Annotated in this window: 11 protein-coding genes and 1 pseudogene; 9 read left to right on the top strand and 3 right to left on the bottom strand. The window is 66.7% G+C overall.

The genetic code is table 11. The features are described from left to right. Positions 1-247 precede the first annotated feature (247 nt). Together AC5Y42_RS03545 and AC5Y42_RS03550 are read left to right on the top strand one after the other, a co-directional pair. A complete protein-coding gene (locus AC5Y42_RS03545; protein WP_499895776.1) occupies positions 248-961 on the top strand; it encodes a hypothetical protein in 714 nt (237 codons plus the stop codon). Between the two features lie 202 nt (positions 962-1,163). After that, positions 1,164-1,796, top strand: coding sequence for a response regulator transcription factor (locus AC5Y42_RS03550; RefSeq protein WP_499895777.1), 633 nt, complete (start codon positions 1,164-1,166; stop codon positions 1,794-1,796). Between the two features lie 9 nt (positions 1,797-1,805). On the opposite strand, the gene AC5Y42_RS03555 is transcribed toward AC5Y42_RS03550, so the two are convergent. Further along, the gene (locus tag AC5Y42_RS03555; RefSeq protein ID WP_499895779.1) at positions 1,806-2,186 is read right to left on the bottom strand and encodes a LytR/AlgR family response regulator transcription factor; all 381 of its coding nucleotides are present in this window, start codon (positions 2,184-2,186) and stop codon (positions 1,806-1,808) included. 95 nt (positions 2,187-2,281) lie between these two features. On the opposite strand from AC5Y42_RS03555, the gene AC5Y42_RS03560 reads away from it, so the two are divergent. The 4 genes and pseudogenes from AC5Y42_RS03560 to AC5Y42_RS03575 form a co-directional block, all read left to right on the top strand. Then, complete coding sequence (locus AC5Y42_RS03560) at positions 2,282-2,518, top strand: type II toxin-antitoxin system Phd/YefM family antitoxin (RefSeq protein ID WP_499895780.1); 237 nt, start codon at positions 2,282-2,284, stop codon at positions 2,516-2,518. Then, on the top strand, positions 2,515-2,940 hold the full coding sequence (locus tag AC5Y42_RS03565; protein ID WP_499895782.1) for a type II toxin-antitoxin system VapC family toxin: 426 nt from the start codon (positions 2,515-2,517) through the stop codon (positions 2,938-2,940). Before AC5Y42_RS03560 ends, AC5Y42_RS03565 begins: the two co-directional genes overlap by 4 nt. 49 nt (positions 2,941-2,989) lie before the next feature. Further along, the gene (gene glmS, locus AC5Y42_RS03570) at positions 2,990-4,858 is read left to right on the top strand and encodes a glutamine--fructose-6-phosphate transaminase (isomerizing) (protein WP_499895783.1); all 1,869 of its coding nucleotides are present in this window, start codon (positions 2,990-2,992) and stop codon (positions 4,856-4,858) included. Positions 4,859-4,981: 123 nt separating this feature from the next. Beyond that, positions 4,982-5,302 (top strand): annotated as a pseudogene (locus AC5Y42_RS03575) (rhomboid-like protein); the annotation flags it as partial. On the opposite strand, the gene AC5Y42_RS03580 reads toward AC5Y42_RS03575, so the two are convergent. After that, on the bottom strand, positions 5,283-6,020 hold the full coding sequence (locus AC5Y42_RS03580; protein WP_499895784.1) for an SDR family NAD(P)-dependent oxidoreductase: 738 nt from the start codon (positions 6,018-6,020) through the stop codon (positions 5,283-5,285). The pseudogene AC5Y42_RS03575 and the gene AC5Y42_RS03580 overlap by 20 nt on opposite strands. Next, on the bottom strand, positions 6,017-7,951 hold the full coding sequence (locus AC5Y42_RS03585) for a flavin-containing monooxygenase (RefSeq protein ID WP_499895786.1): 1,935 nt from the start codon (positions 7,949-7,951) through the stop codon (positions 6,017-6,019). The genes AC5Y42_RS03580 and AC5Y42_RS03585 overlap by 4 nt, the downstream gene beginning before the upstream one ends. 250 nt (positions 7,952-8,201) lie before the next feature. Here AC5Y42_RS03585 and AC5Y42_RS03590 point away from each other — a divergent pair, with 250 nt between their 5' ends. The 3 genes from AC5Y42_RS03590 to gad are packed head-to-tail and all read left to right on the top strand — an operon-like array spanning position 8,202 to position 11,909. After that, positions 8,202-9,050, top strand: coding sequence for a DUF4436 domain-containing protein (locus tag AC5Y42_RS03590; protein ID WP_499895788.1), 849 nt, complete (start codon positions 8,202-8,204; stop codon positions 9,048-9,050). A gap of 39 nt (positions 9,051-9,089) precedes the next feature. Continuing rightward, the gene (locus tag AC5Y42_RS03595; RefSeq protein ID WP_499895790.1) at positions 9,090-10,505 is read left to right on the top strand and encodes an NAD(P)H-hydrate dehydratase; all 1,416 of its coding nucleotides are present in this window, start codon (positions 9,090-9,092) and stop codon (positions 10,503-10,505) included. A 24-nt stretch (positions 10,506-10,529) separates the two neighbouring features. Beyond that, complete coding sequence (gene gad / locus AC5Y42_RS03600) at positions 10,530-11,909, top strand: glutamate decarboxylase (RefSeq protein ID WP_499895791.1); 1,380 nt, start codon at positions 10,530-10,532, stop codon at positions 11,907-11,909. Positions 11,910-12,034 lie beyond the last annotated feature (125 nt).

Genomic DNA, 12,034 nt, shown 5'->3' on the forward strand with positions numbered 1-12,034 from the left:
GCCTTGCCCAGAATCGCGTGGCGGGCATCGGGAATCATCGAAGCTCGCATCCAATGCCGTTACCGGGTAGCCCGACCAGGCGAAGTGGTGCCAGCGCCATGGGCGGCGCGGTATTCCTGCTAGCAGGTAGGCCGATATTGCAGGTCGCCGCAGGCGGTAATGGTTGCCAGCCTAGACGACATCTGCGGGCCTACGCCCGAGTCTTGATGGTGTCACCACGTCGGCATCACGAAGGGACTCAACCGAAATGGACCACGACAATTTCACCCAACTGCGCTTGGTCGCCGGATCGTATCCGGCCGGGTCAGGCAAAGGGTGCGCGATGAACGCCATCTCCTACATCAACGGCGACACCGAGATCACCGACTTTCCGGACTGCTCGGCGCGGCCGCTGGCTGCGTTCGTCCAGTGGTGCAACGACCTGCTCGCCGGTCCCGGCGGCTTCCTGTCCCGCGAAGACGGCGCCGTCGCGCTCGACCTCGGCTGGCAGACGGTGGGGACTGCGGAGGTTGCCGACACCGTGATCCACGCGTGGGTGGCCGAACTGCTGGAAAATCCCGTCTGGGGCGTCATCCGCTACGCGGAAGACGATGCCGCCCAAGCGATTGCGGACATCGCCGCGTTGCACCGCAAAGTCGCATCCGGCGATACGCCACCGGTGGCCGCCTGGGGTGCGGCGCATCGCGCCGCCTATGCAGCGTCCCGTGCGACAAAGCGGATGCTCAACGCGGCCGAACTCTATGCCCTGCGGGCGGCCTACCAATCGACGGCAGCACTCGACACCGAGCACCGGACGACACTGGACGCGGTGACCGGCAATGCTTTGCGCGCCCACTCGGTGGTCGTCGGGAGCACGGATTGCAGTCACGCTGTCGACCTCGCTCGCTGCGCGATCCGGTCCTGGCGCGCGCTGGCCGGGCTGGCCGGCGACGTCCGCTACCGCGTGCGGCTGTCGGCGTAGCGGCGATCGCAAGCGCGGCGTGTCCGGGCGCGGCGGGTCGCCGCCATTGGTCTAGCGGCAGACGGATTCCGGCAGCCCGCCCCCGCCAGCGTCCCGCTTTGGTGCAAGATGTGTCCCAACGCAACGGTCACCGTTTTCCGAAGGGCACACGCTGAGCGCCGACACCACTACTCCCGAGACGCCGTCGCCGCTGCGTGCGGTGGTGGCCGACGACGAAACACTGCTGCGCGAAGGCCTGACCAGCCTGCTGGACCGGTCGGGGTTCACGGTGGTGGGCCAGGCGGGCGACGCCACCGAACTGCTCGCGCAAGCGCGCAGCCATGCCCCCGATGTGGTCGTCGTCGATATCCGGATGCCGCCGACCCATACCACCGAGGGTCTGGACGCAGCCCGAACGATCCGCGAAGAGCTGCCCGGCACCGGGATCATGGTGCTGTCTGCTCACGTCGACGTCGAGCATGCAATGGAGTTGTTGGCCGGCGGCGGCGGGATCGGCTATCTGCTCAAAAGCCGGGTCACCGACGTCGCCGATTTCGTGGACACCCTGCGCCGGATCGCCAACGGCGCCTCGGTGGTCGACCCGGCTCTGGTGCAGGAGCTGGTATCGGGCCGGCGACGCGACGACCCGCTGTCGGTGCTGTCGCCGCGCGAAGTCGAGGTGCTGGAGTTGATGGCCGAGGGCCGCTCGAACGCGGGCATCGCGCGGCGGCTCTGGGTGACCGAAGGCACCGTCGAAAAGCATGTCCGCAGCATCCTGACCAAACTGGATCTGGCCGAAACAGACGACGACCACCGCCGGGTGCGTGCGGTCATCACGTTCCTGGACGCCAGATAACCCCCTCGATTAGCTGGCGATGCCCAGGACTTCTCGGATCGCGGCACCGGACACGACGGATTTCGGCAAGAAAGCCACCGCCGGACTCGTCGAGATCAACTCCGCAAAGTCCTCCTCCGCATGGGTAGAGATCAAAATCACCCGAGGGGCGGCGTCGGCGCCGCCCCGATGCAGTTGTTCAGCCAGGTCGAATCCGCTCTCCCCGTCCAGCTCGATATCGACCAGGGTGACGTCAGGGCGCAAGTTCTGGACGCATTGCACCCCGGCCGACGACGACTGCGCCACCCCCACGACGTCGATGTTCTGCCGCTCGAGCAGTCGAGCCGCCGCATCAAGGAAGTCGCGGTTGTTGTCCACAATCACGCAGCGCAATACCCCACCCGTTGCCACCCGTCCAGTGTCGCGGCGGAGGTGGGTCGAGCGCATACCTGCTAGCTGGAAACTATTGCCCGCCACGAATGTCTCACCGGTGATACAGTGGGCTGGTGGCGTCCGTAACCGTCCGCGAACTACGCAACAAGGGCGGAGAAGTGCTGGACCGCGTCGAGCGAGGTGAACGTGTGGTGGTAACCCGAGACGGGCGCCCGATCGCCGAGCTTCGCCCGCTGCCCCGTCGCAGCGCCCGACCTGAGGAACTGATTGAGCGCTGGAAGCGGTTACCGCCCGTTGACCCCGAAGCGCTGCGACGAGACATCGACTCCCTCATCGATCCGTCGCTGTGAGCGGCAAGCCAGCTGCGAGAGGCTTGCTCGACACCTCGGTGGTGATCCTGCTGGGCCGAATTACCGATCCGTCGGCGCTGCCGGAGGAAGCGGTTATCAGCGCCATAACACTGGCGGAATTATCGCTCGGACCGCACGTGGCCCAGACCGAGGAAGAACGCGCGGCACGACAAGCCCGTCTACAGCAGGCCGAATCCGATTTCGACGTATTACCTTTCGATGGCGCAGCAGCTCGGGCATTCGCCGTAGTGGCGGCGTCACTGCGCGCCTCGGGACGAAAGCCGGCGGCGCGCGCCTACGACGTTTTAATTGCCGCCACTGCGATCGCCCATGGTCTGCCGCTGTACACGTGTAATCCCGTTGATTTCGGCGCAATCCCGCAACTAGACCCACGCGTTGTGCCGCATCCGGAGCATCCCTGACCTGCTGGATTCGACGCTGGTGACCCCCACTGCACTACCCTGATTGGCTATGTGCGGAATCGTCGGCTACGTCGGGCAGCAGCCTGCCTGCGAGGTCGTCGTCGAAGCGCTGCGCCGGATGGAGTATCGCGGTTACGACTCGGCCGGGATTGCCCTAATTGACGGGGTCGGCAAACTCACCGTCCGTCGGCGAGCGGGCCGGCTGGCCAATCTGGAGCAGTCCCTGCACGAGACCGATTCCGCGGCGCTGGCCGGCACCACCGGTCTGGGGCATACCCGCTGGGCCACCCACGGCCGCCCCACCGACCGCAACGCACACCCGCACCGCGACGCGGCCGGCAAAATCGCCGTCGTCCACAACGGCATCATCGAGAACTTCGCGACCTTGCGCCACGAGTTGGAGGCCGCGGGTGTGGAGTTCGCCAGCGACACCGACAGTGAAGTCGCCGTCCACCTGGTGGCACAGGCATACCAAAATGGACCGACTGCCGGTGATTTCACTGCCTCGGTGCTGGCAGTCGTGCGCCGACTGGAAGGGCACTTCACCCTGGTCTTTGCCAACGCCGACGAGCCCGGCACCATCGTCGCCGCCCGTCGCTCCACGCCGCTGGTGGTCGGCATCGGCGACCGCGAGATGTTCCTCGGGTCCGACGTCGCCGCATTCATCCCGCATACCCGCGAGGCGGTCGAGCTGGGTCAGGACCAGGCCGTGGTGATCACCGCCGATGGCTACCGGATCACCGACTTCGACGGCAATGACGACGCCGCGAGCGCTCGGCGTTTCCACATCGACTGGGATCTGGCCGCCGCCGAGAAGGGCGGCTACGAGTACTTCATGCTCAAGGAGATCGCCGAACAGCCCGTCGCGGTGGCCGACACGCTGCTCGGGCATTTCGTCGACGGCCGGATTGTGCTCGACGAGCAGCGGCTCTCCGACCAGGAGCTCCGCGAGGTCGACAAGGTGTTCGTGGTCGCCTGCGGCACCGCCTACCACTCCGGGCTGCTGGCCAAATATGCGATCGAGCACTGGACTCGGCTACCCGTCGAGGTGGAGCTGGCCAGTGAGTTCCGCTATCGCGACCCGGTGCTGGACCGCAGCACGCTGGTGGTGGCGATCTCGCAGTCAGGCGAGACCGCCGACACCCTCGAGGCGGTCCGGCACGCCAAGGAGCAGAAGGCCAAGGTGCTGGCGATCTGCAACACCAACGGCAGCCAGATTCCGCGCGAATGCGATGCGGTGCTCTACACGCGCGCCGGACCGGAGATCGGCGTGGCGTCGACCAAGACGTTCCTGGCGCAGATCGCGGCGAACTACCTCGTCGGCCTGGCGCTGGCGCAGGCCCGCGGCACCAAATATCCCGACGAGGTCGAGCGCGAATACCACGAACTGGAAGCCATGCCGGACCTGGTGGCCCGCGTGCTCACCGGCATCAGGCCGGTCGCCGACTTGGCCTACCGGTTCGCCCAGTCGTCGACGGTGTTGTTCCTCGGTCGCCACGTCGGTTACCCGGTGGCGCTGGAAGGTGCGCTGAAACTCAAGGAATTGGCCTACATGCACGCCGAGGGTTTTGCCGCCGGCGAGCTCAAGCACGGCCCGATCGCGCTGATCGAGGACGACATGCCGGTGATCGTCGTGATGCCGTCGCCTAAGAACTCGGCCATGCTGCACGCCAAACTGCTGTCCAATATCCGCGAGATCCAGACCCGTGGCGCGGTGACCATCGTGATCGCCGAGGAGGGCGACGACACGGTCCGTCCCTACGCCGACCACTTGATCGAAATCCCCGCGGTGTCAAGGCTTTACCAACCGCTGCTGTCGACGATCCCGCTGCAGGTATTCGCCGCGTCGGTGGCCCGCGCCCGCGGCTACGACGTCGACAAGCCCCGTAACCTGGCCAAGTCGGTCACCGTCGAATAGCAAATTTCGCGAAACAGAAGCTACGGTCGCGATTCGGTCCGGATCGCAGCCCTAGTTTCTGACTGGCGTGCGATCGTGGATGCGTGGCGACGGCATCGAGATTGAGAACGTGGCTGGCGGCTGTATATCAGCGAAGGGTTGCTCTACCTGGCGATCGAGCAGCATCTGGAATCCGAGCGGCTGGTGCACGCCCGTGATATCGGGGTCAGCTACTTCCTGGTCGGGGTGATCGCGGTGCTGGCGTATCACATTGCCCGGCCGTGGCGGTGGGGCTACTTGGCGATCTTGCTCATCGTCTTCATCGTGCCGTTGGTCGTCCATGTGAACTTCACGGCGATCGGGCATTTCGCGGCGATCGTCATCGGTCTCTGCTTTTATCCGATGGCGAAAGGCCGTGGCCGCCCCTCGATTGGCCCGGCGAAGCTCACGGATGCCGGGCGGTGACGCCGCCGTCGACGACGACGTGGGTGCCGGTGATGAACGACGCCCGCGGCGACATCAAGAACGCCACTGCTTGCGCCACCTCGGCGGGCTCACCGATCCGGCCCAGCGGCGCAGCCGCAACGAAGCCGGCGCGAACCTCCTCGACGTCGAGGGCGATCTGCAGCATCGGGGTGTGGATGAAGCCGGGGCACACCGCGTTGACCCGGATGCCGGCCAGGCCCAGCTGGGCGGCCATCGACCGGGTCAAGCCCAGCAGGCCGGCCTTGGACGCGCAGTAGGCCGGGATGAACGGGTTGGCGGCCAACCCCTCGATGCTGGAGATTCCCACCACTGCCGGCGAGCGGCCTTCGCGCGCAGACTGTTCCAGCTGCGGCAGCAGTAACTGCACCAGCATCGCCTGGGCGCGCAGATTCACGTCCAGGATGGCGTCCCAGGAGTCGCCGGTGTAGGCGCCGACCGGCTCGGCGAGCACCCGCCCGGCGGCATGCACCAGGCCGTCGACGCCACCGAGCGCTTCGGCGGCGGCGGCGACTGCGTCGGGTAACGCGGTGTCGTCACTGACGTCGACCAGGAAGCCCGGCATGTCCAGCTCCGCGGCGACCTCCTGCACCGCCGGGGCGATGTCCCACAGCGCCACCCGCCGGCCCTCGGCAATCAGCGCCTCGGCGCTCGCCCGTCCGATGCCCGACGCGCCGCCGGTGACGATTACTCCGCTCACTGGGCTCCTTTCCGTACGTCGAATTGTGACCAGTCGGGTTCACGGACCGCGGTCCAGTACTCGTTGAGTCGCCACGGGCTGACGGTGTGAATCTCCCCGTCGGTGTTTTTGAAGTAGGAGTGCTTGACCGCGGGGTGTGACCACACCATTTGTTTGATCTCGGCCTGGGTCCGTTGATGCCACGCGGTAGCAGCCTCGGCGGTCGGCTCAACGGAATGAACGCTGCCCCTGACTAGTTCCTCGAGGCAGCTGTTGATGTAGCGCATCTGCAGTTCGGAGTTGAAGATCAAGCTGCCGCCGTGCGCCAGATGCGCGCCTGGGCCGTAGAGCAGAAAGAAGTTGGGGAACCCCGGGACGGTGATTCCCAGATAGGCGTACGGACGTCGGCCCCACACGGCGTGCAGGTCGGCTCCGTCGCGGCCGGTGATCGTTATCGGCCACAGCACATCTGTGTGCCGAAACCCCGTGGCGTAGACGATGACATCCACCTCGTGGTTGACGCCGTCGTCGGTCAGGACGCCGCCGGGAGTGATCCGCCGGATCGGGGTGCGCACCAGCTCGACGTTGTCGCGGCGCACCGTTGCCAGCCAGGTGCCGTTGTCCTGCAGCGTTCGCTTGCCGGTGGCCGGGTAATCCGGCAACACCTTGGCTAGCAAATCCTCTTCTGCCCCAACCTGATTGGTGATCCAGTCGGTGAACATCAACCGCGCGGCGGCGTTGATCTCGCTGACTGCATAATCCTGATCGGAGTAATCCGGGTCGACACGTGCAGCGTCGAGTCCTTTGTCGGCGCCGGGCCACAACACCAGGAAGCGATACCAGCGACCGTAGAACGGCAGGTGGTCCATCGCCCAGCGCACTCCGTCGCCGACGCACTCGTGATACATCGGGTTGGGGAACATCCACTGGGCGCTGCGTTGAAAGACCGTCAGATGCTCGACGTCCTCGGCGATGGCCGGCGCGATCTGAAATCCGCTGGCGCCCGCGCCGATCAGCGCCACCCGCTTGCCGGTCAGGTCCACCGAGTGGTCCCAGGCCGCCGAGTGAAACGACGGCCCGCAGAAGGTGTCCGCTCCGGCGAAGGCCGGGACATGGGGCCGGTTGAGCTGACCGACCGCAGTGATGACGGCGCGGGCCCGCAAGGTAGTGATTTCGCCGTCGTGAGACCGGGCGGTCAGCGTCCACATCCCGTCGTCGTCGTTCCATTCGGCCGCAGTCACCTCGGTCTGCCACCGAACGTGCTGACCCAGGCTGTATTTGTCGATCAGCTTGGTGAAATATGCCTGCAACTCGGGTTGCTCGGCGAAGAAGTGCGTCCAGTCGTTACTGGGTTCGAAGCTGTAACAGTAGAAGTGGTTGGCCACGTCAACACGAGCCCCGGGATAGGTGTTTTCCCACCAGGTTCCACCCGGACCGGCATTCTTCTCCACGATCGTGAACGGAATGTTGGCCTGGCGCAGCCGGATTCCGGCCAGGACGCCGGATTCGCCGCAGCCAATGACCACGACGGGCAGCTCCCGGGTGCGGTCGGGATCCAGCGGCGCCGGGCGGCGTGGATCGATTCCGCCGAGGTCCATCTCCTCCAGCAGCAGCTCGACGTAGTCGTCGGGCACGGTTTCGCAGGCCGCCCAGTCCATCATCTCTTTGACGAGGTCGCGGGGCAGCGGCGCGGGCTCGGGGCAGCCGCGGTCGCGGTAGTCGATGATCACCGGCAGCGCCGCCGCGCGGGCGCGGGCTTTGTCGTCCTCGGACATGAATCCCTGGACTTCGTTGAGAAAGATCCCGGCGGGCTTGAACTCGCGGATGAAGTGCGGCTCGCCGGTGATGTGCACCAGCGAGAGCAGCAATGTCGGGATGCTCACCTGTTCCAGGGCGGCGGCGATACCAGCTGGGGAGGTGGTAAAGGGCCGGCCGGTATAGCGGCTGCGCATCAAGACAGGTCCTTCCGTCCGCCTATTACGCTACGCATAGTTGCGTAATCGCTGGATACCCTACGCGGACGGTTATGACGGAGCAAGGGTGCAGTCCCGCCTTGCCGGACTAATTCACCGAAATTGATTTCGCGGGCGTTAGTTTCATGCTCAAATCCGAGTCATTGTGTCGGCGAGGGGATCTGATTGTGCAAAACGAGTCGGTCGAGCGGTCGGGGGTCGGCTTAACGGACACCGGGTTTGGGCGTTCGTGAAAGTCGCTATCGCCGGACTCATCGTGGCGGTCCTGGGCGCTTATGTCGCGTCGGTCCTGCTCTACGCCAATGGCGGCATGGGGCATCGCCAGACCAACGGCGCGCTCCCGGGCGACGCGACCGTCGCGAACTTCAATGTGGAAGACATCCAATCGAACAACACGGTTCTCGTCGCCAACCTCACCATTTCGCCGGGGTCGGCGCTGCTGGATCCGCACACCCACCGGCTGGCCGACGAGCTCAGTGTCGCAGTCACCTCAGTGGCCCAACCGACCACGCGCACATGGTCAAAAGACGTACTTCCCGGTGTCTTTCCCGTTCCGTTGACACTCAGCGGCCAGGCGGAAGACTGGCCCTTCGATAGCTACCATTCCGGCCCGATCACCGTCGAGCTGTTTCGCGGTGCTGCGAAAGTTCCGGAGCCCGCGATGGTGACCTTCACCAATCGCCTTCCCGGCTGGCGAGTCGACGCGGGGCTTGCTGCCCAGAGCGAGGTGTTCGCCCCGCATCGGGTGGAGTTGCGGCGATCCACGAGTACGGCAGCGTTCGCCATTGTCATCGTCACCGTTCTCGTGGTGATTGCCGCGCAAGCGCTGTTCGTTGCGGTTCAAACGTTGCGCAACCGCCGTCCGTTTCAGCCGCCCATGACGACGTGGTACGCCGCGATGCTGTTCGCGGTGGTACCGCTGAGAAACGCGCTGCCGGGTTCGCCGCCATTCGGCAGCTGGATCGACGTCACCGTCGTGCTCTGGGTGATCGTGTTGTTGGTCGTCGCGATGCTGCTCTACATCGCGTGTTGGTGGCACCATCTGAGGCCACATGTCGCCGGCGACTTTGGCGACTGAGCCCAGCGCATCCCGGCGCGGCATGCAATCCTGGGATTGATGCGGCACTACTACTCCGTTGACGCGATTCGCGAAGCCGAAGCGCCGCTATTGGCCACCCTGCCCGACGGCGCCTTGATGCGCCGGGCGGCCTACGGGCTGGCCACCGAGATCCTCCGCGAGCTGACCGCCCGCAGCGGCGAAGTGGCGGGTCGGCGGGTGTGCGCGGTCGTCGGCTCCGGCGACAACGGCGGCGACGCGCTGTGGGCGGCGACGTTTCTGCGTCGCCGGGGCGCGGCCGCCGACGCCATCCTCCTCAACCCCGAACGCGCCCACCGCCGGGCGCTCGCGGCGTTCCGGAAGGCCGGCGGGCGCGTCGTCGACTCCATCGCCGGCACGACCGATCTGGTCATCGACGGCGTGGTGGGTATTTCCGGGTCCGGGCCGCTGCGACCGGCGGCAGCCGAGCTTTTCGCCGCCGCCGGCGCGATCCCGGTGGTGGCCGTCGACATCCCCAGCGGCATCGACGTGGCCACCGGAGCGATCACCGGCCCCGCCGTACACGCCGCGTTGACCGTGACCTTCGGCGGCCTCAAACCCGTGCATGCACTGGCGGACTGCGGCCGCGTCCGGTTGGTCGACATCGGTCTGGAGCTCCCCGACACCGATGTGCGCGGGTTCGAGGCCCCCGATGTGGTGACGCGCTGGCCGGTGCCCGGACCCGACGACGACAAGTACACCCAGGGCGTGACCGGCGTCCTGGCGGGTTCGTCGACCTATCCGGGTGCGGCCGTGCTGTGCACGGGCGCGGCGGTGGCCGCCACCTCCGGCATGGTCCGCTACGCGGGCAGCGCGCACGCCGAGGTGCTCGCGCACTGGCCCGAAGTCATCGCCTCGCCCACCCCCGCTACGGCCGGGCGCGTGCAGTCCTGGGTCGTCGGGCCGGGTCTGGGCACCGAGGACACCGGCGCCGCCGCGCTGTGGTTTGCGTTGGACACCGACCTGCCGGTGATCGTCGACGCCGATGCGCTGACCATCCTGGCCGCGCACCCCGAGCTCGTCAGCTCCCGACGGGCGCCCACCGTCCTCACCCCGCACGCCGGTGAATTCGCCCGGCTGGCCGGCGCCCCGCCGGGCGAGGACCGCATCGGCGCCACCCGCAAGCTCGCCGACGCGTTCGGCGCGACGGTGCTGCTCAAGGGCAACGTCACCGTCGTCGCCGAACCCGAGGGCCCGGTCTACCTGAGCCCGGCGGGCCAGTCCTGGGCGGCCACCGCCGGATCCGGTGACGTGCTGTCCGGAATGATCGGCGCGCTGCTGGCGGCCGGTCTGCCGGCGGGCGAGGCGGCCGCGTCGGCAGCCTTCGTGCATGCCCGCGCCGCGGCGCTGTCGGCCGGCGATCCTGGGCCCGGCGACGCACCCACGTCGGCGTCGCGCATCCTCGGCCACATCCGCACCGCCCTGGCCGGTCTGTAGCCCGCACCAACGAAAGGATTCGCCGTGCCCCACCCCTCAGTTCCCGCGCATTCAGTGAGCCCGGCCTACACCGGCCGGCTGTTCACCGCACCAGTGCCCGCGTTGCGGATGCCCGACGAGGCGATGGATCCCGAAGCCGCCTACCGCTTCATCCACGACGAGTTGATGCTCGACGGCAGCTCGCGGCTGAATCTGGCCACGTTCGTCACCACCTGGATGGATCCCGAGGCCGGGAAGCTGATGGCCGAGACGTTCGACAAGAACATGATCGACAAGGACGAATATCCCGCGACCGCGGCCATCGAGCAGCGCTGCGTGTGCATGGTCGCCGATTTGTTCCATGCCGAGGGGCTGCGCGACGACGACCCGTCCACCGCGATCGGCGTATCGACCATCGGCTCGTCGGAGGCCGTGATGCTGGGTGGGCTGGCGCTGAAGTGGCGCTGGCGCCAGAAGGTCGGCGCGGACTGGAAGGGCCGCACCCCCAACCTGGTGATGGGCTCCAACGTGCAGGTGGTCTGGGAGAAGTTCTGCCGCTACTTCGACGTCGAGCCCCGGTACTTGCCGATGGAAGAAGGCCGCTACGTCATCACCCCCGAGCAGGTGGTGGAGGCCGTCGACGAGGACACCATCGGCGTGGTGGCCATCTTGGGCACCACCTACACCGGTGAGCTCGAACCGGTCGCGGAGATTTGTGCGGCCCTGGACAAGCTGGCCGCCGGCGGCGGGGTCGACGTTCCGGTGCACGTCGACGCGGCCAGCGGCGGCTTTGTGGTGCCGTTCCTGCACCCCGGCCTGAAGTGGGACTTTCGGCTGCCGCGGGTGGTGTCGATTAATGTCAGCGGCCACAAATACGGCCTGACCTATCCGGGCATCGGGTTCGTGGTGTGGCGCAGCCGCGAACACCTGCCCGAGGACCTGGTGTTCCGGGTCAACTACCTGGGCGGCGACATGCCGACTTTCACGCTGAATTTCTCCCGGCCGGGCAACCAGGTGGTCGGCCAGTACTACAACTTCCTGCGGCTGGGCCGGGAAGGCTATACCCAAGTGATGCAGTCGCTGTCGCAGACGGCGCGCTGGCTGGGCCAGCAGCTCAAGGCGGGCGAGCATTTCGAGCTGATCTCCGACGGATCGGCCATCCCGGTGGTGGCCGCCCGGCTGCGCGGAGACCGCGGCTACACCGAGTTCGACGTCTCCCACGAACTGCGCACCTTCGGCTGGCAGGTGCCGGCCTACACCATGCCGGACAACGCCACCGACGTCTCGGTGCTGCGCATCGTGGTACGCGAAGGGCTCTCCGCCGATCTGGCGCGAGCATTGTATGACGACACCGCCACCGCACTGAGCCACCTGGACAAGCTCAAGCCGGGCGGGCACTTCGACGAGCAGCACTTCGCCCACTGAGGTTGGCGATCGGCCGCTCCTTCCTCGCCGAGTGTGCGGTTTCATACGCGACACCAACGTAAGAAGTTTTTGTCAATAGGTTGGGGCTCACGGTGGCTCCTCTCTGGAAGGCCATTCCTCGCTGG

This window comes from Mycobacterium sp. NGS48, from assembly GCF_059812585.1.

Coding starts and splice junctions, on each gene's coding strand:
- glmS (WP_499895783.1), top strand. CDS start 2,990: ATGTGCGGAATCGTCGGCTACGTCGGGCAGCAGCCTGCCTGCGAGGTC.
- AC5Y42_RS03545 (WP_499895776.1), top strand. CDS start 248: ATGGACCACGACAATTTCACCCAACTGCGCTTGGTCGCCGGATCGTAT.
- AC5Y42_RS03595 (WP_499895790.1), top strand. CDS start 9,090: ATGCGGCACTACTACTCCGTTGACGCGATTCGCGAAGCCGAAGCGCCG.
- AC5Y42_RS03585 (WP_499895786.1), bottom strand. CDS start 7,951: ATGCGCAGCCGCTATACCGGCCGGCCCTTTACCACCTCCCCAGCTGGT.